This window comes from Streptomyces sp. NC-S4 (genome assembly GCF_054353315.1).
Map to the genome: position 1 here is coordinate 4873531 of NZ_CM135937.1, position 24781 is coordinate 4898311.

The 24781-nt window shown below is 71.8% G+C and carries 23 protein-coding genes; 10 read left to right on the forward strand and 13 right to left on the reverse strand.

The genetic code is table 11. The annotated features are described in order from the left end of the window. Positions 1–65 precede the first annotated feature (65 nt). Together ACXNSR_RS21880 and ACXNSR_RS21885 are read right to left on the reverse strand one after the other, a co-directional pair. Positions 66–1616, reverse strand: a complete 1551-nt coding sequence (locus tag ACXNSR_RS21880) for a M28 family metallopeptidase (RefSeq protein ID WP_389803470.1) — start codon at positions 1614–1616, stop codon at positions 66–68. Positions 1617–1847: 231 nt separating this feature from the next. Beyond that, positions 1848–2975 carry a DUF5937 family protein gene (locus ACXNSR_RS21885; protein ID WP_389803467.1) on the reverse strand — a complete coding sequence of 376 codons (1128 nt, stop codon included), beginning with the start codon at positions 2973–2975 and terminating at the stop codon, positions 1848–1850. A gap of 198 nt (positions 2976–3173) precedes the next feature. Here ACXNSR_RS21885 and ACXNSR_RS21890 point away from each other — a divergent pair, with 198 nt between their 5' ends. Beyond that, positions 3174–3383: a hypothetical protein gene (locus ACXNSR_RS21890; protein WP_458637223.1), complete on the forward strand. Its 210-nt coding sequence runs from the start codon at positions 3174–3176 to the stop codon at positions 3381–3383. A gap of 48 nt (positions 3384–3431) precedes the next feature. Here ACXNSR_RS21890 and ACXNSR_RS21895 read toward each other — a convergent pair whose 3' ends face one another. Genes ACXNSR_RS21895 through ACXNSR_RS21915 form a run of 5 tightly spaced genes read right to left on the reverse strand, consistent with a single transcriptional unit; the run spans position 3432 to position 8864 of the window. Then, a complete protein-coding gene (locus ACXNSR_RS21895) occupies positions 3432–4241 on the reverse strand; it encodes a type III pantothenate kinase (protein WP_458637224.1) in 810 nt (269 codons plus the stop codon). 3 nt (positions 4242–4244) lie between these two features. Continuing rightward, positions 4245–5213, reverse strand: a complete 969-nt coding sequence (gene nadC, locus ACXNSR_RS21900; protein ID WP_458637225.1) for a carboxylating nicotinate-nucleotide diphosphorylase — start codon at positions 5211–5213, stop codon at positions 4245–4247. Between the two features lie 2 nt (positions 5214–5215). Then, positions 5216–6967, reverse strand: coding sequence for an L-aspartate oxidase (locus ACXNSR_RS21905; RefSeq protein ID WP_458637226.1), 1752 nt, complete (start codon positions 6965–6967; stop codon positions 5216–5218). Further along, on the reverse strand, positions 6964–7956 hold the full coding sequence (gene panC / locus ACXNSR_RS21910; RefSeq protein ID WP_458637227.1) for a pantoate--beta-alanine ligase: 993 nt from the start codon (positions 7954–7956) through the stop codon (positions 6964–6966). The genes ACXNSR_RS21905 and panC overlap by 4 nt, the downstream gene beginning before the upstream one ends. Further along, positions 7953–8864: a Rossmann-like and DUF2520 domain-containing protein gene (locus ACXNSR_RS21915; RefSeq protein ID WP_458637228.1), complete on the reverse strand. Its 912-nt coding sequence runs from the start codon at positions 8862–8864 to the stop codon at positions 7953–7955. The genes panC and ACXNSR_RS21915 overlap by 4 nt, the downstream gene beginning before the upstream one ends. 111 nt (positions 8865–8975) lie before the next feature. On the opposite strand from ACXNSR_RS21915, the gene ACXNSR_RS21920 reads away from it, so the two are divergent. The 7 genes from ACXNSR_RS21920 to ACXNSR_RS21950 all read left to right on the forward strand — a co-directional run bounded on the left by ACXNSR_RS21920 (position 8976) and on the right by ACXNSR_RS21950 (position 13133). After that, a complete protein-coding gene (locus ACXNSR_RS21920) occupies positions 8976–10106 on the forward strand; it encodes a threonine aldolase family protein (RefSeq protein WP_458637229.1) in 1131 nt (376 codons plus the stop codon). 400 nt (positions 10107–10506) lie between these two features. Next, positions 10507–10692 carry a DUF397 domain-containing protein gene (locus tag ACXNSR_RS21925; protein WP_458637230.1) on the forward strand — a complete coding sequence of 62 codons (186 nt, stop codon included), beginning with the start codon at positions 10507–10509 and terminating at the stop codon, positions 10690–10692. A 68-nt stretch (positions 10693–10760) separates the two neighbouring features. Continuing rightward, on the forward strand, positions 10761–11354 hold the full coding sequence (locus ACXNSR_RS21930) for a hypothetical protein (RefSeq protein ID WP_458637231.1): 594 nt from the start codon (positions 10761–10763) through the stop codon (positions 11352–11354). A 14-nt stretch (positions 11355–11368) separates the two neighbouring features. Next, positions 11369–11536: a hypothetical protein gene (locus tag ACXNSR_RS21935; RefSeq protein ID WP_458637232.1), complete on the forward strand. Its 168-nt coding sequence runs from the start codon at positions 11369–11371 to the stop codon at positions 11534–11536. Between the two features lie 101 nt (positions 11537–11637). After that, positions 11638–12090 carry a BlaI/MecI/CopY family transcriptional regulator gene (locus tag ACXNSR_RS21940; RefSeq protein ID WP_458637233.1) on the forward strand — a complete coding sequence of 151 codons (453 nt, stop codon included), beginning with the start codon at positions 11638–11640 and terminating at the stop codon, positions 12088–12090. Positions 12091–12101: 11 nt separating this feature from the next. Beyond that, entirely contained in the window at positions 12102–12632 is a 531-nt protein-coding gene (locus ACXNSR_RS21945) for an amino-acid N-acetyltransferase (RefSeq protein ID WP_030727070.1), read from the forward strand. 165 nt (positions 12633–12797) lie between these two features. Next, positions 12798–13133, forward strand: a complete 336-nt coding sequence (locus ACXNSR_RS21950; RefSeq protein WP_189744080.1) for a histone-like nucleoid-structuring protein Lsr2 — start codon at positions 12798–12800, stop codon at positions 13131–13133. A gap of 3 nt (positions 13134–13136) precedes the next feature. Here ACXNSR_RS21950 and ACXNSR_RS21955 read toward each other — a convergent pair whose 3' ends face one another. Then, complete coding sequence (locus ACXNSR_RS21955; RefSeq protein WP_458637234.1) at positions 13137–13757, reverse strand: SCO3374 family protein; 621 nt, start codon at positions 13755–13757, stop codon at positions 13137–13139. Between the two features lie 462 nt (positions 13758–14219). Between ACXNSR_RS21955 and ACXNSR_RS21960 the strand changes: the two genes are divergently transcribed. After that, positions 14220–16745 carry an ATP-dependent Clp protease ATP-binding subunit gene (locus tag ACXNSR_RS21960; protein WP_376112861.1) on the forward strand — a complete coding sequence of 842 codons (2526 nt, stop codon included), beginning with the start codon at positions 14220–14222 and terminating at the stop codon, positions 16743–16745. 72 nt (positions 16746–16817) lie between these two features. Here ACXNSR_RS21960 and ACXNSR_RS21965 read toward each other — a convergent pair whose 3' ends face one another. Then, positions 16818–19781: an NACHT domain-containing protein gene (locus ACXNSR_RS21965; RefSeq protein ID WP_458637235.1), complete on the reverse strand. Its 2964-nt coding sequence runs from the start codon at positions 19779–19781 to the stop codon at positions 16818–16820. Between the two features lie 321 nt (positions 19782–20102). Here ACXNSR_RS21965 and ACXNSR_RS21970 point away from each other — a divergent pair, with 321 nt between their 5' ends. Further along, complete coding sequence (locus tag ACXNSR_RS21970; RefSeq protein WP_458637236.1) at positions 20103–20696, forward strand: M23 family metallopeptidase; 594 nt, start codon at positions 20103–20105, stop codon at positions 20694–20696. A gap of 61 nt (positions 20697–20757) precedes the next feature. Here the strand turns inward: ACXNSR_RS21970 and ACXNSR_RS21975 are convergent, their stop codons facing one another. The 4 genes from ACXNSR_RS21975 to ACXNSR_RS21990 all read right to left on the reverse strand — a co-directional run bounded on the left by ACXNSR_RS21975 (position 20758) and on the right by ACXNSR_RS21990 (position 24777). After that, the gene (locus ACXNSR_RS21975) at positions 20758–22005 is read right to left on the reverse strand and encodes a LamG-like jellyroll fold domain-containing protein (RefSeq protein WP_458637237.1); all 1248 of its coding nucleotides are present in this window, start codon (positions 22003–22005) and stop codon (positions 20758–20760) included. 80 nt (positions 22006–22085) lie between these two features. Then, a complete protein-coding gene (gene cseC / locus ACXNSR_RS21980) occupies positions 22086–23405 on the reverse strand; it encodes a two-component system sensor histidine kinase CseC (protein WP_458637238.1) in 1320 nt (439 codons plus the stop codon). Beyond that, a complete protein-coding gene (gene cseB / locus ACXNSR_RS21985) occupies positions 23402–24115 on the reverse strand; it encodes a two-component system response regulator CseB (protein WP_458637239.1) in 714 nt (237 codons plus the stop codon). The genes cseC and cseB overlap by 4 nt, the downstream gene beginning before the upstream one ends. Positions 24116–24144: 29 nt before the next feature. Next, positions 24145–24777, reverse strand: coding sequence for a hypothetical protein (locus tag ACXNSR_RS21990; protein ID WP_458643357.1), 633 nt, complete (start codon positions 24775–24777; stop codon positions 24145–24147). Positions 24778–24781 lie beyond the last annotated feature (4 nt).

Here is a 24781-nt window from a genome sequence, read left to right on the forward strand (position 1 = left end):
CGGGCCGACGCGCGGAGGGCCGGGATCCACTGGATCCCGGCCCTCCTGTTCGGCTGCGCGCGTGCCTACTGCGTCAGCTCGTCGTGGCCCTGGTGCAGGCCGCCGCCGCTGCCCGTGCCGCCCGTCGGCTGCGAGACGACCGGCTTCGACAGCGGGGCCAGGTCGAAGGCGTAGTGGCCGACCGCGTCCGCGATGACGTCGACGTTGATGTCGAGCGCCTTCTGGTCGATGTTGGTGATGTCGTCACCCTTGCCGTGGTAGTTCACGTCGTAGGCGACACCCGCCTGGCCGCCGAACTTCGCCGCCTGCTCCGGGGTCTTGATGCCCTCGGCGCCGGTGAAGGTGCCGCCGGACGGGATGCCCACCTCGATGAACGGGCCGTAGTCCGAGCGGCCCGAGAAGTCCGTGCCCTCGTGCGGGATCTTCTTCGAGTCGAGGAAGTCGGTGATGCCCTTCTCCAGCTGGGCGGAGCCCTCCGGGCCGGGGCCCGCGCCGGTCGCGTCCGAGTCGTCGCCGTCGTAGACGAAGTACGCGGCGTTCGGCGAGGCGATCATGTCGAAGTTCAGGTAGAGCTTGATCTGCTTCTTCTGTGCGTCCGTCAGCCCGGCGACGTACGCCTCGGAGCCGAGCAGCCCGAACTCCTCCGCCGACCACCAGGCGAACTTGACCTTGTTCTTGATCTTGGTCTGGCTGCTCGCGAGGCGCTGCGCGACCTGAAGGATGCCGGCCGAGCCGGAACCGTTGTCGTTGATGCCCGGGCCGGCCGCGACCGAGTCGAGGTGCGAGCCGAGGAAGACGGTGTTGTTCTCGTCGCCGCCCTTGGTCTCGGCGATGACGTTGTACGTCTTGCGGTTCTCGCGCAGCTGCCGGATGTCGAGGGTGACCTGGACCGGGCCGGCCGCGGCCTCGGCGGCGAGCTTCTCGCCGTCCTCCTGGGTGATGCCGCCCGTCGGGATCTTGCCGGCGTTCGGGTCGCCGAGGGTTCCGTTGAGGGCGCCCGCGGTGTTGTTGTAGATGACCGCGCCGACCGCGCCGGCCGCCGCCGCGTTGGCCTGCTTCGCCGCGAAGGTGCAGCCGCCGCGCTTGATCAGGGCGATCTTGCCGGTGAAGGTGCCGGAGGCGAAGTCGCCGGGCTCGCAGCCGTTCGTCCCGTCCGCGTCGACCGGGGCGACGGCGACGCCGGCGGTCACACCGCCCTCCGGGCTGTTCGCCGTGTACGACATCAGGTGGATCGGTACGTCGCGCTGGTTCGCGCCGCCCACCGTCAGCTTCTCCTCGATGGTCTCGACGTACACGAAGTCGAACTCGTTCTTGGTGACCTTGTAGCCGGCCGCCTTCATCACGGCCTCGATGTACTTGGCCGACTGCACGTGCCCCTTGGACCCGGCCGCGCGGTTGCCGTTGTTGTAGTCGGCGAGCGACTGCAGGACCTTGAGGTGGTTGTAGGCGCCCTTGCCGGTCGCTTCCTTGACCAGCTTCTTGGCGAGCGCGTCACCCCGGGCGGCGTCGCTCTGCGGGCTTCCGGTGGCTCCGGCCGGTCCGGCCAGCAGCAGTGGTGAGACGAGGGCTGCGGCTGCCAGGGCGGCGGTTGCTGCGGCTATACGGCGTGAGGGCATGAAGGTCCTTCCACGGCAAGGCGAGCAGGGCAGGGCGGAGCAGGGCACAGCGGGGCGGAGCGTGGCGGAGCGCGTGAGCAGAAGTGGTGCGCGTTACGTGGGGGATCGGTGGACGCACGTTAGACAGCAAGTGGCCATCCTGGCCAGAGTTTTCGCCGATTCCGGTTTATGAATTCCGTATATCGGTGACTCTGGGCCGCCCAAATCAAGCCAACCGGACTCCTGTTGGCCCTAGCGGAGGATGCCCTCGATGAAGTCCGATCCGATGCGGGCGACCGCCGGAAGGTCCAACTGGTGCTGGGCGTACCGGCCCTGACGCCGCGTGTGCATCAGGCCGGCCTTCTTCAGGACGGCCAGGTGCCGCGACACCTCCGGCGCGGTGATCCCGTACACGGTCGCCAGCTCGCTCGTCGTGAACGGGGCCCGGGCCAGGCTCCGGCACAGCATCATCCGCATCGGATGCGCCAGCGCCTCCATCCGCCGCTGGAGCAGCTCCACCGAGCCGGGCTCGGAGGCCAGCTCGGGGGAGCCGAGCGGATAGTGGACCACCGGCCGCCAGCCCGGCGCGTGCAGCACCAGCAGATGCGGCCAGCCGAAGTTGGTCGGCACGAAGACCAGACCGGCGCCTATTCGGGGATCGGTCGCGGTCGTCGACCCGTGGACCATCTTGTCCGCGGTGATGGTGGTGCCGCCCGCGTCGACGCTCAGCGCCGCCGAGACCTCCTTCAGCACGGCCGGCAGCCCCTTGCGGCGCAGCACCTCCGTCTTGTGCCGGGCGTCGGCGCTCTGCCCGGGCTCGACCCGCTTCCACGTCTCGGCGAAGAAGGCCTCGTCGCAGTCCTCCAGCAGGCGCCGCACCCACACCCGCACGGCGGCCGTGTCGTCGAGCAGCCGCATCGAGAAGTCCAGCTGGCGCGGGCCGCGGGCGGCGGCCGTCTCCAGCGCCTTGGCCCGCGCGGCCGGGTTCGCCAGCGGCGAGGAGGCCGGGCCGCCCTCGTTGTACAGCGCCAGCCAGCACTGCTCCAGCGCGGCCCGCACGAACCGCTCGTCGTCCAGCCGGTCGAGCACGTCCAGCGCCTCGGCCAGCGTCGCGGCCGGCCGGCCGGTTCCGCCGGGCACCCCGGCGAAGGGCATGAAGATGTCGGAGAACGAGCTCCGCCACATGAAGTCGGCCTCCAGCAGCCGGTCCGCGAGGCACGGATCGAGCGAGGCGGTGGTGGCGGTGGTCCAGGAGGCCAGCCCGGGGTGGTGCGCGGGCTGGGAGAGCGCGTGCAGGGCCATGCAGAGCTCGGCGAGCGGGGACGGCGCGAAAGTGATCCGCTCGGTGGGCAGGCCTGCGATGTCGATCGTGACGCTCATCAGGCCATTCTGTCGTTCCGCGCACTCCGGGCACGCCGGGGCGGGCCTCCCCGGCCCGCCGTACGGGTGGCCGCGGACGGCCCGGCGCGGCCGCCGGACGAGTGATCGTTTATGGCCGCGGGGGCGCTTTCGCGCCGTCGATTGACGGGGAACGTCAACTGTCGTGCGCGATGCCGCCGACGGGGTGAGGCTTGGGTCATGACCGCAATCGAGCAGTACATGATCGACACCTACCGGGCCTCCCAGCAGGGCGCCCCGATGCCCCCGCCGCCCGGGCGCGACGACGTCGCCGTCCTGCGCTCGCTCCGCTCGTACGAACAGGCCCGCGCCGTCCTGGACGGCAGACCGGGCCGCCACCCCTGGCGCGCGGCCCTGCGCCGGATATTCGTCCGCCCGCGCGCGTGCTGATCCGGCGAGGCCCCGAGCCCGGTCCGGCCCGGGACCCCGCCGCCCGTACTACCCGAACTTCGGCGCGTTGCGCTCGTACACCAGTCGCAGCCCGATCAGCGTCAGCCACGGCTCGTGGTCGTCGATCACCGAGGACTCGCCCAGCACCATCGGAGCCAGCCCGCCCGTGGCGATGACCCGCACGTCGTCCGGGTCGCCGTGCGGTCCGGCCAGCTCCTTCGCCATCCGGGTCACCACCCCGTCGACCTGCCCCGCGAAGCCGTAGACCACGCCCGACTGCATCGCCTCGACCGTGGACTTCCCGATCACGTTGCGCGGCCGCGCCAGCTCGATCTTCCGCAGCTGGGCCCCCCGTACGCCGAGGGCGTCCATCGAGATCTCGATGCCCGGGGAGATCACCCCGCCCACGTACTCGCCCTTCGCGGACACCGCGTCGAAGGTGGTCGCCGTACCGAGGTCGACCACGATCGCCGGGCCACCGTAGAGCTCGACCACCGCGACCGCGTTCACGATGCGGTCCGCGCCGACCTCCTTCGGGTTGTCCATGAGGATCGGCACGCCCGTCTTGGTGCCCGGCTCCACGATCACCGCGGGCACGTCGCCGTAGTAGCGGCGGGTCACCTCGCGGAGCTCGTGCAGGACCGACGGCACCGCCGAGCAGATCGCGATGCCGTGGATCCCGTCGCCCAGCTCGCTGCCGAGCATCGGGTGCATGCCCATCAGCCCCTGCATCAGCACGGCCATCTCGTCGGCCGTGCGCTGCGGGTCGGTCGAGATGCGCCAGTGCTCGACGATCTCGTCACCGTCGAACAGGCCCAGGACCGTGTGGGTATTGCCCACGTCGATGGTGAGGAGCACGGGTTACACCGCCTCGCGCAGATCGAGCCCGATGTCCAGGATCGGCGAGGAGTGGGTCAGCGCGCCGACCGCCAGGTAGTCCACGCCCGTCTCCGCGTACGCCCGGGCGGTGTCCAGGGTGAGGCGGCCCGAGGACTCCAGCACCGCGCGGCCGGCCACCAGGGCCACGGCCTCGGCGGTCTGCCCGACCGTGAAGTTGTCCAGCAGGATCAGGTCGGCGCCGGCCTCCAGGACCTCGCCGATCTGCTCCAGCGTGTCGACCTCGACCTCGATCGGGACCTCCGGGAAGGCCTCGCGCACGGCCTTGAAGGCCTGCGCGACCCCGCCCGCCGCCACCACGTGGTTGTCCTTGACCAGCGCCGCGTCCGACAGCGACATCCGGTGGTTGACGCCACCGCCGCAGCGCACCGCGTACTTCTCCAGCGAGCGCAGGCCCGGCGTGGTCTTGCGGGTGTCGCGGACCTTCGCCGAGGTGCCCTCCAGCACGTCGGCCCAGCGGCGGGTGGCCGTCGCGATGCCCGACAGCCGGCACAGGATGTTCAGCGCGCTGCGCTCCGCGGTCAGCAGGTCACGGGTGCGCGAGCGCACCGAAAGCAGCAGCTGCCCGGCCGTGACGGCGTCGCCGTCCTCCGCGTGCCGCTCCACCTCGAAGGCCTCCGTGCAGACCACGGAGAACACGGCCTCGGCGATCCGCAGACCGGCCACGACACCGTCCTCGCGCGCGACGAAGTCGGCGACGGCCTCGGCCTCCTCCGGCACGGTCGCCACCGTCGTCACGTCCACGCCGCCGTCCAGGTCCTCGGACAGCGCCATGTGCGCGATGTCCTCGACCTCGATCGGGTCCAGCCCGGCGTCGGCGAGCAGCTGCGCCAGCGCCGGGTCCAGACCGCTCTCCTCGCCGTCGCCGCAGGCGCAGTCGTCGCCGCAGCCGCCGTCGTTCTGGTCGATCAGGGGAAGTTCGGGGGTGCTCACGGTCACTGCTCCAGGCTCGGGGTGCTCAGGGGGTGCACGGACGGGAAGTCCGCGGAGTCGGTGGGTACGACGACCAGGGCGCGCTTCTCGGTCGCCGAGAGCCGGACGACGAGATGGCGGCGCCAGTGGGCATCGTCCCGCTCGGGGTGGTCCTCGCGCCAGTGGCAGCCGCGGGTCTCCACGCGCTGCTGCGCCGCGGCGACCAGGACCCGCGCCACGCACAGCAGGTTCGTGGCCTCCCAGGTGTCCACGCCCGGCTCGGCGGTCTTGCCGTGCGCTTCGAGGTCGTTCAGGGCGGTTGCGTACAGCGCTTCGAGGGCGTCGGCCGCGGCACTGAGCGAGGCGGCGGAGCGCAGCACGCCCGCGCCCTCGGTCATGATCCGCTGGACCTCGAACCGGGCCGGGCCGGGCTGCAGCGGGCCGGTCGCCGGGACCGGTATGCCCGGGCCGCTGCCGGCGGGCCGCTCGGCGACGATGTCCTCGGCGATCCGCTCGGCGAAGACCAGACCCTCCAGCAGGGAGTTGGAGGCCAGCCGGTTCGCGCCGTGCACACCGGTGCAGGCGACCTCGCCGCAGGCGTACAGGCCGGGCACGGTGGTCCGCCCGTGCAGGTCGGTGCGGACACCGCCGGACGCGTAGTGCGCGGCGGGCGCCACCGGGATCGGCTCGGTCACCGGGTCGATGCCGTGGGAACGGCAGGCGGCCAGGATGGTCGGGAAGCGCTGCTCCCACATCCGCGCGCCGAAGTGCCGGGCGTCGAGGTACATGTGCTGCGCGCCCTGCTCCTGCATGCGGCGCATGATGCCCTTGGCGACGATGTCGCGCGGCGCCAGCTCGGCCAGCTCGTGCTGCCCCTGCATGAAGCGCACGCCGTCCGCGTCGACCAGGTACGCGCCCTCGCCCCGGACCGCCTCCGACACCAGCGGCTGCTGTCCCTCGGCGTCCGGGCCGAGGAACAGCACCGTCGGGTGGAACTGCACGAATTCGAGGTCGGAGACCTCGGCGCCGGCCCGCAGCGCGAGCGCCACGCCGTCACCGGTGGACACCGACGGGTTGGTCGTCGCGGAGAAGACCTGACCCATGCCGCCGGTCGCGAGGATCACGGCGGGCGCGTGCACGGCGCCCACCCCGTCGTGCTGGCCCTCGCCCATGACGTGCAGGGTGACACCGGCCGTACGGCCCTGCGCGTCCTGCAGCAGGTCCAGTACGAGGGCGTTCTCCACGGTCTCGATGCCCGCGGCCTGGACGGCCTCGACGAGCGCCCGCGAGATCTCGGCGCCGGTGGCGTCGCCGCCCGCGTGCGCGATGCGGCGGCGGTGGTGCCCGCCCTCGCGGGTCAGTTCTATCTCCCCGGTCTCCGTGGAGGTGTCGAAGACCGCGCCGGCGGCCATCAGCCGCCGTACCGCGCCGGGGCCCTCCGTGACGAGCAGCCGGACGGCCTCCTCGTCGCACAGGCCCGCACCGGCGACCAGGGTGTCTTCGAGGTGCTGCTCGGGGGTGTCGCCCTCGCCCAGGGCCGCGGCGATACCGCCCTGGGCCCAGCGGGTGGAGCCGTCGTCGAGCCGGGCCTTGGTGACCACGACGGTACGGCGGCCCCCCGCGGCGCAGCGCAGCGCGGCCGTCAGGCCCGCCACGCCGGAGCCGACGACCACGACGTCGGCGTCGAGGGACCAGCCGGGGGCCGGCGCGTGCAGCCGTATGCCGGTGCCTGCGCCTGCCCCGCCCGACGGGATGCCTCTGCCCGGTGTACTCACGAGTGTGCTCCGAATTCCAATGGGATGTTGTCGATCAGCCGGGTCGAGCCCACCTTCGCGGCGACGGCCAGAACGGCCTGCCCGGTGAAGTCCTGACCGGTCTCGGTGAAGTCCAGCGGGTCCACCAGCGCCAGGTAGTCCAGCACGAGCGGCGGCTCGTGGCGGCCCGCCTCGTCCAGGACGTGCAGCGCGGCGGCCCGTACGGCGTCCGGCAGCCCGGCGCCGGCCGCCGAGACGGCGTGCGCGTCCGCGGAGGCGCGGATCTCGCCGAGGCGGGCCAGGGCGGTGGCCCGCTCGTCGCTGGCCGGGGCGGCCTCGGCACGGGCGCGCAGCGCCGCCTGCGCGGCGAGCCGGTCGCGGCCGGCGAACAGGGCGCGCGACAGCGCCAGGGCGGTGTGCCGTTCCGCGGCGGAGAGGTAGCGGTTGCGGGACGACAGCGCGAGCCCGTCCTCCTCGCGGACGGTCGGTACGCCGACCACCTCGACGGGGAAGTTCAGGTCGGTCACCATCCGCCGGATCAGGGCCAGTTGCTGCGCGTCCTTCTGGCCGAAGAGGGCCAGGTCGGGGCGGGTGAGGTGGAGCAGCTTGGCGACGACGGTCAGCATGCCGTCGAAGTGCCCGGGACGGGTGGCCCCTTCGAGGCGCTCGCCCATCGGACCGGCGGTGATCCGTACCTGCGGGTCGCCGCCCGGGTAGACCTCGTCGACCGCCGGCGCGAACACCGCGTCGGCACCCGCCCCTTCGGCGATCGCCAGGTCCGCGTCGAGGGTGCGGGGATAGCGGTCGAGGTCCTCGCCCGCCCCGAACTGCAGGGGGTTGACGAAGACGGTGACCACGACCTGCCCCTCGGGTCCGGCCAGCTCGCGAGCCGTGCGGATCAAGGTGGCGTGGCCCTCGTGCAGGGCGCCCATGGTCATCACCACGGCCCGGCGGCCGGTGCGCGACAGCTTGTGCAGCTCCTCCGCGGTGTGCAGCAGCAGGTCGGTCACCGGTCGCCCCCGTCGGACTCCGTGTCGGCGAGCACACCGAGCAGGTCCTCGGCGAGTTCGGGCTTGAGCAGACCGTGCGCGAGGGCCCGGTCGGCGGTCGTGCGGGCCATCGCCAGGTACCCGGCGACCGCGGCGGGAGCGTGCGTGCGCAGCTCCGACACGTGCGCGGCGACCGTACCGGCGTCCCCGCGGGCCACCGGCCCGGTCAGGGCGGCGTCCCCGGAGCGCAGGGCGTTGTCGAGGGCCGCGCCGAGCAGCGGGCCCAGCATCCGGTCCGGGTGCTCCACCCCGGCCTTCGCCAGCAGCTCCATCGACTGGGCGACCAGCGTGACCAGGTGGTTCGCGCCGAGGGCCAGGGCCGCGTGGTAGAGCGGACGGCTCTCCTCCGCGATCCACTCGGGCTCCCCGCCCATCTCGATGACCAGGGCCTCGGCGGCCAGGCGCAGCTCCTCGGGGGCGGTGACCCCGAAGGAGCAGCCGGCGAGCCGCTGCACGTCGACCTCCGTGCCGGTGAAGGTCATCGCCGGGTGCAGGGCCAGCGGCAGGGCGCCCGCGCGGCGCGCGGGGTCCAGCACGGAGGTCCCGTACCGGCCGGAGGTGTGCACCAGGAGCTGTCCGGGCCGGACCGCGCCGGTCTCGGCGAGGCCCTCCACGAGGGACGGCAGCGCGTCGTCGGGGACGGTCAGGAGCACCAGGTCGGCCAGTTCCAGCACCTGCGCCGGCGGCACGAGCGGCACGTCGGGCAGCATCCGCGCGGCCCGGCGCACGGACGAGTCGGAGACTCCGGAGACGGCGACGGGCCGGTGTCCGGCCTGCTGGAGCGCACACGCCAGCGCGGGACCGACGCGGCCGGCTCCGACGACGCCGACGGCGAGCCGGGCAGGGCGTGGCTGCTGTGATGGATTCACGCGGGGAGGGCCCTTCCGTTCCAGTCCGCGGGGGTACCGGACGATACGCCGCCATGCTAGCTCCTGGGGCAGTTGGCCGGTCGGCGGCGACAGGAGCGAGGATCTTTCCCCATGAGCGATGACAGCGAGGACACCGAACGTACGAAGCGGCTGGTCGCGGCCTGGCGCGGGGCGGAGCGGAGGCTGTCCCGCAGCCTGCTGGAGCCCACCGTGGGGGAGCTGCTCGGCTCCCTCGCCCAAGCCCCCTACGACATGGACGGGCCGGCCGACGTCTACGGCGACGGGGTGGTCACCGCGCTGGAGGGCAAGGTCGCCGAGCTGCTGGGGACCGAGGACGCGGCGTTCTTCCCCACCGGCACGATGGCCCAGCAGATCGCGCTGCGGTGCTGGGCGGGCCGGACCGGGAACCCGGTGGTGGCCCTGCACCCGATGAGCCACCCCGAGCGGTGGGAGGGGGACGCCCTGTCGGCCGTCTCCGGGCTGCGGGTGGCGCACCCGACCACCGAGGCCCGCCCGCCGTCGGCCGCGGACGTGGAGGCGCTCCGGGAGCCCTTCGGCACGCTGATGGTGGAGCTGCCCCTGCGGGAGGCGGGCTTCCTGCTGCCCACCTGGGAGGAGCTGGAGGCGCTCACCGAAGCGGCCCGGGAGCGGGACGCGGTCATCCACTTCGACGGGGCCCGGCTGTGGGAGTCCACCGTCCACTTCGGCCGCACCCTGCCCGAGATCGCGGGCCTCGCGGACTCCGTCTACGTCTCCTTCTACAAATCGCTCGGCGGCCTCAGCGGTGCGGCCCTGGCGGGGCCGCGGGAATTCGTGGAGGAGACCCGGGTCTGGCGGCACCGCTACGGCGGCCAGATCTTCCGGCAGTTCCCGCAGGCCCTCTCGGCGCTGGCCGGACTGGAACGGGAACTGCCCCGGCTGCCGTCGTACGTGGTCCAGGCGCGGATGGTGGCCGCCGCGCTGCGCTCGGCGTTCGCGGACTCGGGGGTCCCGTGGGCCCGGATCAACCCGGAGGAGCCGCACACCCACCAGTTCCAGGTGTGGCTGCCGTACGAGGCGGACCGGCTGACGCAGGCGGGCCTGCGGCAGGCCGAGGAGACGGGCACGGTCCTCTTCCGCCGCTGGTCCGCCGACGGCCCGCCGGGCCTCGCGGTGACGGAACTGGAAATCACGCAGCCGGGCCTGTCCTGGACGGAATCCGACGTCCACGAGGCGGTCTCGGCCTTCGTGGCGCGGATCTAGGCCGTCTCTTTCGGATCTTGCCGGGCCCGCGACGCCCGGCACCGCACCCGGCCGCGTTGTCGGGGCGCCCGAGTACGTCCGGTACACGGTGCGCACCTCCGCCTTGCCGGGTACGGCACCGGACGCCGCGGGCCCGGCCGACAAGATCCGAAAGAGACGGCCTAGGCCCGCCAGGGGGCACCTCCCGGCGGGGGCCGGGGGAGTTCGAGGCGCGGGGTCCGGGGCGGAGCCCCGGGAAACGGCGAAAGGGCGGGCGGGGAGGGGCGCCGCGCAGCGGTACCCCGCCCCCCCGGGAGGGAAGCGGCGAAACACCGAATTCCCGAAAGACAGCGGCGTGGACCGGCCACGGCGTTACCGTCATTGACGGCAATTACCGGCCACCGTGCCCGGAGGAGACACCATGACCACTCAACCCGTGTGGCGGAAGTCCTCGTTCTGCAGCGAGGGCGACGCCTGCGTTTACGTCGCCACCGCCCCCGGAGCCCTCGTCAGGGTCGCCGACCGGGCCGACCCCGCCCACCTCGTGCTCGCCACCACGCAGGCCGCCTGGGCCGACTTCCTGCGGGCGGTCAAAGAGACCGGCTGAGGGACCCGCCGAGCGCGCCGCGCCCGCGATCAGGGGATTTTGTCCGATTAGCGCGTACCTTCGGCCCCATGCCCACGCCCTACGGATCCCGCGGCGGCATGGCGTTCAGCGCCGCTGAGCTGCACCTGCTCAGGCGCCTCCTCGCCCACGCCCTTCAGTCCTCCTCGGCCCCCCTGGCGGCCGAGGAGGTCCAGGACTGCCTGCGCCTCGCGCGGTCGGTGGACGAAGCGGTCCAGGAGGCGGGCCGGCTCAGAGCGTTCCTCCTCGCCGACCTCGCCCGCTACCGCGACGCCCTGCCCGGCAGTCTCTCCGGCTACCTGGAGCTGCTGCAGGACGCCCTGGCCGCCGGGTACGAACCGGAGCCCGACGACCTCGCCGCCCTGCGCGCGCTGCGCGCCAATCCGGTCGCCGCCGCGCTGCTGGAACGGGTCCGGACGGTCTCCGAGCGCTCCGTACGCAGGCGGCTGTCGACCGCCCCCGCGCCCCGGACCCGGCTGCTGGCCCTGGCCGGCGGCAAGGAGAAGGACGAGCCGCCGGCCCGCCCGGCGCCGCACCCCAAGGAGCCGCCGCGCCCGGAGCGGCCGATTCCGACCCCCGGTGAGGTGTTCCCGCCGCGCCGCAAGCCCGGCCCGCCCCCCGCGGCCGGGCTGGCCGCCGGGTAGCTACGCTGTGGGGCATGGACTATGTCTCCGCGCTCGTGCCCCCCTTCGTGATGGCCGTGTTCTTCATCGCTCTCGTCATGACGATCGTGAAGAGCCAGGGCGGTTCCAACAAGGCCAAGGAGGACGCGGCGGTCGACGCCGTGCTCGCCCGGGCCGAGGCCACCCAGCAGCAGCACAAGTAACCTCCAGGGCGCGCGGCCCCACCGGCCGCGCGCCCGATTTTCTTGCGCGTTGCCGAGCGAATAGTCGGGCAATTCAGCACAAGCCGCACTATCGTGCTGGTGTGCCTCGCCCCCTGGGAGAACTCGAAGACGCCGTCATGACACGGGTGTGGCAGTGGAACCGCCCGGTCACCGTGCGCGAAGTACTGGAAGACCTCCAGCAGGAACGGTCCATCGCGTACACCACGGTCATGACCGTTATGGACAATCTCCATCAGAAGGGCTGGGTCCGCCGGGAAGCCGAAGGCCGCGCCTATCGATATACGGCGGTCTCCACCCGCGCCGCCTACTCGGCCGCACTGATGAACGAGGCCTGGTCGACGAGCGACAACCCCGCGGCCGCCCTCGTGGCCTTCTTCGGCATGATGTCCGCGGAACAGCGGGAAGCCCTCCGGGACGCCGTGCGGGTCGTCCAGTACGACGACGAGTCGGGCACCGACGCCGCCCCCGAACCCCCCGCTGCGCCCGTGGCCGAGGGGGAGTCCGCCGAGCGCACGCAGGAGCCGGGGCGATAACGTCCGCAGCCATGGGAGAGTTTTCCACTGCACATGCAGAAACAGTGACGATCCGCCGTGCCCGGACGCGTGATGTTCCCGCGCTCCGCCGCCTCCTCGACCAGTACGTGCAGCAGCGGATCCTGCTCGACAAAGCTCCGGTCGTCCTTTACGAGGACATCCAGGAGTTCTGGGTCGCGGAACGCGAGTCCGACGGCCAGGTCGTCGGCTGCGGCGCTCTCCACGTGATGTGGGAAGACCTTGCCGAAGTTCGCACTCTTGCCGTCGACCGGGGCTTGAAGGGGGCCGGAGTCGGGCATCAGGTGCTGGAGCAGTTGTTGCGTACCGCCCGCACCCTCGGGGTGAGCCGCGTTTTCTGCCTCACCTTCGAAGTCGAGTTCTTCGCGAAGCACGGCTTCGTCGAGATCGGTGAGACCCCCGTCAAGACCGATGTCTACATGGAGCTGCTGCGTTCCTATGACGAGGGTGTCGCCGAGTTCCTCGGTCTCGAACGAGTGAAGCCGAACACCTTGGGCAACAGTCGGATGCTTCTGCACCTCTGATCGATGGCCTCAGCTTTTCCGGCGCTCCGCGCGCCCGTGGCCTATGTCCGAATCGCGTACGTTTCCCGCCCTGTTGCGGTCTCGAACCTCTCACCGGGGGTTTGTGTTTTCCAGGCAAAAGCGGTTTCCTTTCCGCGTACTGCTTTTCGATGAAAGGAAATCCCGGTGGCACAGAAGGTTCAGGTCCTTCTTGTCGACGACCTCGACGGCGGCGAGGCGGACGAGACGGTGACGTTCGCTCTGGATGGCAAGACCTACGAGATCGACCTCACCACCGCCAACGCTGAAAAGCTCCGCGGTCTGCTCGACCCGTACACCAAGGGCGGCCGGCGTACCGGTGGCCGCGCGTCCACCGGCCGCGCCAAGGGCCGTGCGGCCGTGGCGTCCGGCAACCCGGACACCGCGGAGATCCGCGCCTGGGCGAAGTCCCAGGGCCTCAGCGTCAACGACCGCGGTCGCGTACCGCAGGACATCCGCGACGCCTACGAGAACCGGGGCTGACCGTCAGGGACTGACCCGGCCGGCCCGCGAGGGAGGCCCGGCCACGGCGCTCCGCGGGGGCGTACGGCGCCGGAGCCGCGCGCGGTGACATTCCGTCGCCGCCGCGGAGACCAGGCGCACGAGATCGGGCCCGGCGCCCACCCGCCCGGGACCGGCGCCCTGTCCGGGACCGGACAGGGCAGGCAGAAGTGCCTCGCACCCCTGCTCGGGGGGCCGTAGCCACACGGCGGCCCCCCGGGGACTCCCGTCCCGTACGGAATGCCCCGGCGGCACCGGGGCGGTGATCCGGCCACCCGCACCCAGGGCGGCGAGATCGAGGGCGACCCCGCCCCACTCAAGCCAGTCGAGCAGTCCGTCCAGCTCCTCTGCGCTCCCCGCGGCCACCAGGAACCGCATCCGGCGCCCCATCAGGGCCACCGGACCCGTGGCGACCGGCCTGCGCAGCAGCGCGGCCCCGGCGTCGGACGGCAGCTCCAGCACGTCGAACCGGATCCCGGTCGCGAGCTGGGCGGGCGGCCCGCCCAGGACGGTCCAGCCGGGCACTCTCCGGTACCAGGAGGCGTACGCGTCCTCCTCGGGCGCCGGGCGGGGCGGCGGGGCGAGCGGCGGGCGGGTCACGGCCATGTCCGGAGCAACTTCCGAAACGCCCCGGGGTTACGCTCGCCGTGACACACCGCACTCACCACCATGCGGAACGTAAACATCCGTGGAGTGAGGAGCCCGCATTCGAGGCGCAACTGTGTTCGCCCTTAGCGGAGGGAACCGGTGGCACCGGCATGGAGTGTCAGTCCTTACGGGTAAGACATTCCTAGTGGATCGGGGCGACACGCTGATTTGACGGGCATCCGTTCGCCGTCGGCGTACACGCATGACGGGTATCTGCCTGGCCTGCGGGAACATCGTCTCGCACCATCGAGTTGGAGCAGTTGTCGGCTCTTCGGGCCGGTTTTCCCGCTGATGCAGGGGTGAGCCGCGGACGGATGTCGGCAGTTGGAATGAGCTGTCCCGCCCCACGGGACTAGCATGCGGAAGGACAGGGCGGGGACCGACCCCGAACTGCCCGACCGCTCTGAGGAGCGATAAACGATGTTCGAGAGGTTCACCGACCGCGCGCGGCGGGTTGTCGTCCTGGCTCAGGAAGAAGCCCGGATGCTCAACCACAACTACATCGGCACCGAGCACATCCTCCTGGGCTTGATCCACGAGGGTGAGGGTGTCGCCGCTAAGGCCCTGGAGAGCCTCGGGATTTCGCTCGAGGCTGTTCGCCAGCAGGTTGAGGAGATCATCGGTCAGGGGCAGCAGGCCCCGTCCGGCCACATCCCCTTCACCCCGCGGGCGAAGAAGGTCCTGGAGCTTTCGCTCCGAGAGGCCCTCCAGCTCGGCCACAACTACATCGGCACCGAGCACATCCTGCTCGGCCTGATCCGCGAGGGCGAGGGCGTCGCCGCCCAGGTCCTCGTGAAGCTGGGCGCCGATCTCAACCGAGTCCGGCAGCAGGTCATCCAGCTGCTCTCCGGCTACACCGGTGGAGGCAAGGAGTCGGCCACGGCCGGCGGCCCGGCCGAGGGCACGCCCTCGACCTCGCTCGTCCTGGACCAGTTCGGCCGCAACCTCACCCAGGCGGCCCGCGAATCCAAGCTCGACCCGGTCATCGGGCGCGAGAAGGAGATCGAGCGGGTCATGCAGGTGCTGTCCCGCCGTACGAAGAACAACCCGGTCCTCATCGGCGAGCCCGGCGTCGGCAAGACCGCCGTCGTCGAGGGCCTGGCCCAGGCGATCGTCAAGGGCGAGGTTCCCGAGACGCTCAAGGACAAGCACCTCTACACGCTTGACCTCGGCGCCCTGGTCGCGGGTTCCCGCTACCGCGGTGACTTCGAGGAGCGCCTGAAGAAGGTGCTCAAGGAGATCCGCACCCGCGGCGACATCATCCTGTTCATCGACGAGCTCCACACCCTCGTGGGTGCGGGCGCCGCCGAGGGCGCGATCGACGCCGCCAGCATCCTCAAGCCCATGCTGGCCCGTGGTGAGCTCCAGACCATCGGTGCCACGACGCTCGACGAGTACCGCAAGCACCTCGAGAAGGACGCGGCCCTCGAGCGCCGCTTCCAGCCGATCCAGGTGGCGGAGCCTTCCCTCCCCCACACGATCGAGATCCTCAAGGGCCTGCGCGACCGCTACGAGGCCCACCACCGCGTCTCCATCACGGACGAGGCCCTCGTCCAGGCGGCGACGCTGGCGGACCGGTACATCTCGGACCGCTTCCTCCCGGACAAGGCGATCGACCTGATCGACGAGGCCGGCTCCCGGATGCGCATCCGCCGGATGACCGCGCCGCCGGACCTCCGCGAGTTCGACGAGAAGATCGCGGGCGTGCGCCGCGACAAGGAGTCGGCCATCGACTCCCAGGACTTCGAGAAGGCGGCGTCTCTCCGTGACAAGGAGAAGCAGCTGCTGGCGGCGAAGACCAAGCGCGAGAAGGAATGGAAGGCCGGCGACATGGACGTCGTCGCCGAGGTCGACGGCGAGCTGATCGCCGAAGTCCTCGCGACCGCGACCGGCATTCCCGTCTTCAAGCTCACCGAGGAGGAGTCCTCGCGACTGCTCCGCATGGAGGACGAGCTCCACCGACGGGTCATCGGCCAGAAGGACGCCATCAAGGCGCTCTCCCAGGCGATCCGCCGGACCCGTGCGGGTCTGAAGGACCCGAAGCGCCCGGGTGGCTCGTTCATCTTCGCCGGCCCGTCCGGTGTCGGTAAGACCGAGCTCTCCAAGACGCTCGCCGAATTCCTCTTCGGCGACGAGGACGCACTGATCTCCCTCGACATGTCGGAGTTCAGCGAGAAGCACACGGTTTCCCGCCTCTTCGGTTCGCCCCCCGGCTACGTGGGCTACGAAGAGGGCGGCCAGCTCACCGAGAAGGTGCGCCGCAAGCCGTTCTCCGTCGTCCTCTTCGACGAGGTCGAGAAGGCCCACCCGGATATCTTCAATTCCCTTCTCCAGATCCTGGAGGACGGTCGCCTGACCGACTCCCAGGGCCGGGTCGTGGACTTCAAGAACACGGTCATCATCATGACGACCAACCTGGGTACCCGGGACATCTCGAAGGGCTTCAACCTGGGCTTCGCGGCGCAGGGAGACACGAAGACCGGCTACGAGCGGATGAAGGCGAAGGTCAACGAAGAGCTCAAGCAGCACTTCCGGCCCGAGTTCCTCAACCGTGTCGACGACACGGTCGTCTTCCACCAGCTCACCGAGGAAGACATCATCCAGATCGTCGACCTCATGATCGCCAAGGTCGACGAGCGCCTGAAGGACCGCGACATGGGCATCGAGCTGAGCGGCGACGCGAAGCTCCTGCTCGCCAAGCGCGGCTACGACCCGATCCTGGGTGCCCGGCCGCTGCGCCGGACCATCCAGCGCGAGATCGAGGACGTCCTGTCGGAGAAGATCCTCTTCGGCGAGCTGCGTCCCGGTCACATCGTGGTCGTCGGCAAGGAGGGTGAGGGCGAGGACGCCAAGTTCACCTTCCGCGGCGAGGAGAAGTCGGCCCTGCCCGACCTCCCCCCGATCGAGGCCACGGGCTCCGGCCCGGACCTGTCGAAGGGCGCGTAAGCGCGGCTGAGTGCCAAAGGGGCGGCCCCGGGACTGAAAAGTCCCGGGGCCGCCCCTTTTCCCGTCTCCGGGTCACTGCTCGTACACCGTGTAGAAGGACTCGACCTCGGTCTCGGGAAGGCGCCGGGCCAGCCGCTCCGCCAGGCCGGGCGCCATCTGCTCGTCCCCGTACAGCCGCAGGGTCCGCAGCGACGGCAGCCGTAGGTGCTCGACCAGGCTCGGCAGGGCCTCGTCCGGCACGGCCAGCTCCTCCAGCCGGTCCAGCCGGGACAGCTCGGCCCAGTCCGCCGGGCCGGTGGGCCGCCAGTAGTGGCCGAGGTTCAGGATGCGCAGCCCCGTATGCCGGCCCAGGCCCTCCATCCGTACCGAGGCGGTGTTCAGGATCAGGGATTCGAGCTCCGCTCCGGGCGCGAGGTCGCGGGCCGACCAGGGGTACGGCGAGTACAACTCCAGTGACCGCAGACGAGACCAGCTCGCGATGGCCCCGTGCAGTCCCGGCACGGACATGCTCAGGCGGGCGACTCGTATCGGCAGGCCGTGGAGGGCCGTCACGTCGGTGAGCCCGTGGCACCGGTTGACCTCCAGCACTTCGAGCGCCTCCTGCCCCCGCAGGAAGTCCAGGTCGGCGAGATCTTCGAGCTCGAGGAGGCTCAGACTCGCCACCTGTACGCGGGAGCACAGCGCGGACAGGGCGCGGACGGACACCCCACCGCGCACGACGAGCCCCGGCGGCCGCCTGAACGCGTGCAGGGCGTCCGCCTGGCCGTCGCGCAGGATCTGCAGGGCGTGCGGATCGTGGCGGAGGTGTTCGATCACTTCCCGGGCGTACTCCCGGGCGTCGAAGCGGCCCCACAGCGAGACCAAGGCGTGGTGGACCGCGGGCGACCGCGTCTCGCGGAAGCCCGCCAGGTAGGGGACGGCCAAGTCCGAGAGGGTCTCGCCGGCCGCGGCGACGGCCATCAGGGCCTCCTCCTCGCTCGCCTCGGCAGGGTCGGCCAGCAGCTCCAGTACGAGCGGTCCGGTCCGGCCCAGCTCCTGGGCCTGGTCGATGTTCCGGGGCGGCAGCAGGTGCCGTACCGCGGCCTCGGCCTCGGCGCGCAGCGCGGGGGTGAGTTCCGCCGCGTACTGGAGGGAGGCGTAGGCCAGGAGCACGGACCGGTCGGGGCCACGGTCGAGCAGGCCCCGGATGATCTCGGTGCGCTCGCGCGGGCGGCCTTGGGCCACCGCCATGCGGATGACGTCCTCCCACTGGTCGTCCTCCGCATGACCGGTGAGCTCGCCGAGGCCGCCCTCGTCCAGGGCGGCCCGCGCCCCGAGGAAGTCCTGGAAAGTGCGGTGGACGAACTCGACGGTGTCCTCCGTCGGTGCCCGCAGCAGGCCGGTGCGCTCCAGGAAGTGCGCGAACACCTCCGGAGCGTCACCGAGGACCCGGGCGGCCGGCACGGCGGGCAGCGCGTCCGCGATCAGCGCTTCGGCCCGGGAACGGTCCATCTCCGTGCGGCCGTTGCGGATCAGCCAGTACGCGAGCCGCTGGAGCAGCTGGAGCTGGGGTTCCTCGGCCAGGTCCGGTAGCCGCAGGCCCCGCTCGCGGTCGCGGCGGTGCAGCAGCATGGACAGGGCGGCCGCGTACAGCTCCTTGCGGCCCGTGGGGAGGAAGCCGCGACGTTCCCGGTGCAGGGCGCAGATCATCCCGCACAGCAGCGGATTGGTGGCCAGCCTGGCCAGGTCCGGCTTCCTGGCGACGGCGTCCAGCAGCTGTTCCCGGTACTCCGGCGGGGCGTGGTCGGCGGCCGAGTGCCAGCGTTCGACGAAGGCCCGGACGTTCGCGCGGGTCATCGGGGCCAGGGTCACCTCGGTGAAGTCCTCGTCCCGGAGCCAGCCCGGGCGGACCGCCGAGGGCCGGGAGGTGACCAGCCAGCGGTTGTCGGGGTAGGCGGTGATCAGGGCGGTCAGCCAGTCCCGGGCCCGATCGCGTTCGGCGGCCGGGATCTCGTCGATGCCGTCGACCAGCAGCAGGGCGCGGCCGTCGCGCAGGACCCGCCCCTCCCAGCCTTCGGGAGCCTCCCCGGCCAGCGGGGAGCCGGCCAGGAACTCGCGGGGTGCGGGCAGCCGTTCGCCGTGCCGGGTCAGGGTGCGCAGCGGCAGGACGAACGGGACGGTCCCCGCGCCGGGGGCCCGGGCGACGGAGACGGCCAGCCACTGGATGAGGGTGGTCTTGCCGGATCCGGCCTCGCCGCGCAGCAGGACGCGGTGGTGCTCGTCGAGGAGCCGGTCGGTGGGCAGGGAGTAGGGGGCGGGGAGTTCGCCCACCCCGGCCCCGGCCTCGGCTCCGGGGGCGGCGGAGACCTCCAGGCTCACGTACGCCGCGTCCAGCGGCCAGCGCGAGGAGCCCGGGGCCAGGTCCAGGCCGAAGATGGTGAGGGTGCTGTGGCGCCGGGCCAGGTACTCCAGGTAGCGGGCCTCGAAGGCGGTGTCCCGGCCGTCCTGGCGGGGGACGCGGGTCAGCAGCTCGTCCACCTTGGCGATGGTCTCGGCGTGCAGCCGGCTCTGTTCGACCAGGGTCGCCGCCACGAAGGCGGAGCGCTGGGTGAAGAAGTGCAGGATGTGCAGGCAGGCCAGGTCCACCAGGCGGTGGTGGAAGAGTTCGGCGTCCCGGGAGAGACCGGGGTGCGGTGCGGCGGCCCGGAGCCTGCGGGCGAAGGCCTGCGGGCCGAGGCGGACGGCCTCCAGATCGGAGAGGGCGAGGTCGCCCAGCGCGTGCAGGGTGGCGGCGAGGGCGGCGGACACGCCCGCCTCCTCGCCGGGCGGCAGCGGGCGTTCGCCGGGGGCCCCTAATGCCTCCTTCACCAGGCGATCGGCGAGTTTGCGCAGGTCGGCGGCGTCGAGACCGCGTTTCTCGCGCCAGCCCACGTAGGAGGAGATGCGGTGCGGCCGGTCCACCAGCCCCGCGCCCGCCCCCTCCTGCCGGAAGAGCTTCCTGACGAGGGGTGCCACGACCCCCGAGGCCAGCCGGATCCCCACCACCGATGCGTCCACGACGTCGGAGCTTAGTGACCTGGGCCTCAGAGGGGGGTGGGGGCCGGTGACAAGCCGCACAAGACAAAACGGACGTACTAGGTCGTTTCGTAGATCGAAAAGGCCCCGTCACGAGACCTTCGTCCCTGGAAAGGGGCCGTCAACGGGGCGCGTCACACGGGTGCCGCTACGAGTTCCGCTAGTAATCGGGACATTTGGGGAAGTCCCGGGCCGCGGGTTACCAAGGTTGAGCCAGCCCGGCACTCGCTCGATCGTGCCGGGTCACTTCATGCCTCACACAGGTGTGAAACCCCCCTTGTCCCCGGCCCCGGAGGTCTGCACATGTTCGCGAAGCGCGTCTACACCCGTCGTACCCGTATCGCTGTCGGCACCACCGCTCTCGGTGCCGTGCTGGCCCTCGGGGCGGGCACGACCGCCGCGTTCGCAGACGCCCCGCAGACCGCCCCCGCCGCCAAGGCCGCCGGCGCCGCCGGTGCCGCGGGCGCCTCGAAGACCGGTCTCTGGGACAAGCCGCTGGAGAAGTACACGCTGTCCGCGACCTTCGGCAAGGGCGGCAACATGTGGTCCCACAAGCACTCCGGCCAGGACTTCGCCGTCCCGGTCGGCACCCCGGTCAAGGCCGCGGCCGCCGGCGTCGTCGTCAAGGCGGGCCCGAACGGCGGCGGCGACGGCCCCGCGTACGGCAACGCCATCGTGATCAAGCACGCGAACGCCACGTACTCGCAGTACGCGCACCTCTCGAAGATCCAGGTCAAGATCGGCCAGAAGGTCAACGCCTCGCAGCGGATCGCCCTGTCGGGCAACACCGGCAACTCCAGCGGCCCGCACCTGCACTTCGAGATCCGCACCACCCCGAACTACGGCTCGGCCGTCAACCCGGTCGCCTTCCTGCGCACCAACGGCGTCACCGTCTGACCCGTCCCGCCCGCGGCACCCGCCGCACCCGTCGTACCGGCCGACCCGCCCTGCTCACCGATCAGGTGAGCAGCCAGGCATGGGTCGGCTTCGGCGATGGGTCGAGCTTCCCCTCCTTGTAGCGGGCGGCCTGGTCCTCCGTGAAGGCCATGTCGTACGTCTTGATGCTGTGCATGGCGCCCTGCCACGGACCGGTCCAGATGTTGTGGTGCTTGGACCGGCCGAGCTGGAGCGGACCGGGGGCCTGCCAGATCGGCGGCACCGGGGTCTCGCCGGCCTTCTTGCCGTCCACGTAGAGCGCGATGGCCTTCTTCTCGGCGTCGTAGGTGGCCATCAGCAGCGTGGGCGTCTTCACCATGCTGAGCCCCTCCGCGGTGACCGTCCGCGTGGTGGCCGCGGCGCCCTTGTCGCCCGTCTGCACGCGGAAGATCCAGGCCTGCTTGCCGTTCACCTCGTTCACACCCAGCTCGAAGGAGAACGACTCCCCGTCGCCCTGGCTCATGACGATCCGCGAGCCCTTGGTGGCGGAGTTGTAGGCGCGCGCCGTGACGGTGAAGCTCTTGGTCACGTCCACGACCGGCTCGGCGGACTGCCCCCACGAGTTCCCGTTGCCCTTGCCTATGACCTGGAAGCGCTTGCCCAGCGGGCCGACCTTGAGGTCGGGGCCGAGCCGGATGCCCATGCTGCCGTAGCTGTCCCGCAGGAGGGTGTCGTCACCGGCGACGGTCGCGGTGTAGGCGGCGGGCCCCTTCGAGCCCTCCGGCTCGGGCGAGGCGGAGGCCGAGTTCGAGGGCTGGGCGTCCTGTCCGCCCTCGTCGCCGCCCAGCAGGAAGAACGTTCCACCGCCGGCCAGCAGCGCGAGCACGGTCACCCCGCCGCCCAGCATCCACAGCCGCTTCCTGCGCCGCTCGGCCGCGGAGCGGTCGGCCATGGCCTCCCAGTCCGGCTGCTGCGACGACCCGCCGGGCAGGTCCGGACCGGCCAGCTTCGTGAAGCCCGGCTGGGCCGGGGCGGCCGGCGGCCACTGACCGCCCGCCGCGTCCTGCGCGTATCCGCCCGCCGGGTCCTGTGCGTATCCGCCTGCCGCGTCCTGTGCGTAACCACCCGCCGGGTCCTGCGCGTAACCACCCGCCGGGTCCTGCTGGTACGGGTTCGGATGCTGCCCCGGCTGGGGGTAGCCGTAGCCGGCGGACGGGGTCGGGTAGCCGTAGCCGCCCTGCGCGGGCGGTCCCGGCGGGAACCCGTATCCGCCGCTCCCGGGGGCGGGCTCGGGCTGCGGGTGGCTCGGGGGATTCGTACCGTCGGTCATGCCACGGATGCTAAGTCACGGACTCCCGGGCGGATACGGCCCGGTACCCGTCCCGCCCGACCTGCCCGTCCCGCCCCGGTTCAGCCCTGCGGCAGTTCGAGGATCGGGAAGCTGCCCGTCGCCGTCGGTGCGTGCTCGGGCAGCCACAGGACCGCCACCGCACCCGCCGCCGCGCCCTCACGGTCCGAGCCGCCCCGGGCGGCCACGTTACGGAAGGTCAGCCGGGCGCCCAGCACCCGCGCCTGGCCCTCCGCGATGGTCAGCCCCAGCCCGTGCCCCACACCCGCGCGGTCCGAGGACCCGGTCCTGAAGCGGCTCGGCCCCTCGCGCAGCAGCGCCTCGGGGAAGCCCGGCCCGTGGTCCCGGACCCGTACGACCCGGCCCTCGACGTCGACCTGGATCGGCGGCTGCCCGTACCGCGCGGCATTGGCCAGCAGGTTCCCCAGGATCCGCTCCAGGCGGCGCGGGTCGGTGCTGACGATCTCGTCCGCGACGACGCGTACGGTCGCCTCCGGCATCAGCGACGCCACCCGCCGGCTCACGAACTCGCCCAGAGCCACGTCCTGGAGCTCCGCCCGCTCCGAAGCGCTGTCCAGCCGGGCCACCTCCAGTACGTCCTCGACCAGCGCGCGCAGGGCCTGGGCGCGGTCGCGCACCAGCTCCGTCGGCCGCCCCGGAGGCAGCAGTTCCGCTGCCGTGAGCAGGCCCGTCACCGGAGTCCTCAGTTCGTGCGCGATGTCCGCGGTCACCCGCCGTTCGGCCTCCAGCCGCTGCTGGAGCGCGTCGGCCATGGCGTCCACGGCCCGCGCGAGGTCGTCCGTCTCGTCGCGGACGACACCACCGACCGCGTCCCGTACGCGCACGTCGGGGTCGCCGTGCGCCACCCGCTGCGAGGCGGCCGCGGCCTTGCGCAGCCGGCGCGAGATCTGCCCGCCGATGAGCACGCCGAGCGCCGAGCCGCCGATCACGGCGGACAGCCCGCCGATGAACAGGGCCCGGTCCAGGTCGGGGAGCAGATTGGCGCTCTCCCGGAACGGCGTGTGCAGCGACAGCACCATCCCGTTGCCGAGCGGTACGGCGGCCCACACCTCGGGCAGCCCCCCGCCCGGCCGTTCCTGGATGTAGGTACCGCGCCGGCCCGACTGCGCCTTGTGCCGCAGTTCGGCGGGCAGTTCGGGATCGTTGAGCTTGGCCCCCATGGGCGGCTTGCGCCCGGCGTCGGCGTTGCGCGAGATGAACTGCACGCGCTCCAGCTGCACTTCGCGGGCGCTCTCCAGCATCGACACGCGGGCAGCACTGTGCACCACCAGGCTCAGCGCGATCGTGACGAGGACGCCCACGGAGGCGATGGCAACTGTGATCTTCCAGCGGATCCCCGTGCGGAAGGTGAACCGTCTCATGCCTTGAGCTTGTATCCGAAGCCCCGGACCGTCTCGATCCGGTCCTGGCCGATCTTGGTGCGCAGCCGCTGGACGTGCACGTCCACGACGCGGGTGTCGCCGCCCCAGTCGTAGTCCCAGACCCGCTCCAGCAGGCGGTCGCGCGACAGCACGGTGCCGGGTGCGGAGGAGAACTCCAGCAGCAGCCGCATCTCGGTCGGAGTCAGGGCCACGGCGGCACCCGCCCGGCGGACCTCCATGCCCTCGGTGTCCACCTCCAGGTCGCCGAAGGACAGCACCCCGCGCTCGGCGTCCGAGCCGTTGCCGGCCCCGTTCGCCGCCCCGTTCTGCGGGCCGCCGGAGTGGTCGAAGCGGCGCAGCACCGCGCGGATCCGGGCCACGAGCACGGATCCGTCGAAGGGCTTGGTGACGTAGTCGTCGGCACCCGCCTCCAGTCCCAGCACCACGTCGATGGAGTCGGCGCGCGCGGAGAGCATGATCACCGGGACGGTGGACTCGTCGCGGATGCGGCGGCACAGGCTCACGCCGTCCATGCCCGGGACCATCACGTCAAGCAGGGCGATGTCGGGCCGGTTCGCACGGAAGGACTCCAGCCCGGACAGGCCGTCGGGCATGGCCGTGACCACGAACCCGTCGCGCTCCAGCGCCAGGGTCGTGGCCTCACGGATGACGTCGTCGTCCTCCACGAACAGGACATGGGTCTCGGCCATGCGGCAGCCTCGCCTCGGTTCTTCTGTGCTCAGTTCTTCTGACTCGTGACCGGGGCGGGCTGGACACCGCCGTCGACCACGTTGCTGTACTCCGAGTGAACTCGGTCCTGCTCGGTGAACTTCTCCCCGTTCCAGCGGTAGGTGATCACGTCCTCGCCCGACGGATAGGCGAGCGCGTCGCTCTTTCCGTAGACCTGCTTCGTGACCACCAGGTCCCCCCGGTCGATCTCCGAGTAGACGGGTGGCTGTTCGTCCGAGAACACATTCTCGTACGCGGCTCCGTCCGACCGGTACACGTAGGTACCGCGGCCCAGGGCATCGGCGCAGGACAGGACGTTCACCACGATGTCCACGACCGGCCCCCCGGTGATCCTCCCGTAGCTCACGTCCACCGGGTACTCCTTGCCGGAGCAGGGCTTGAGGTCCCGTTTGACCTCGGTGCTGACCTTGGGGTCCTTCATCAGCAGCCCGACGGGATCGACCTTCTTCAGCGGCCGGCCGGACGCGGCCGACGCGGATTCCTCGGGGGTGGGCCCCGAAGGCGTGGCCTTGGCCACGACATCGGTGCGGGCCGGGCCGCCGTCGCGCAGGCCGGTGCCGCCCGTGGCGCACCCGACCGCGAACACGGCTGTGCCGACGAGGACGACCGTCCCCGCCGACATCAGC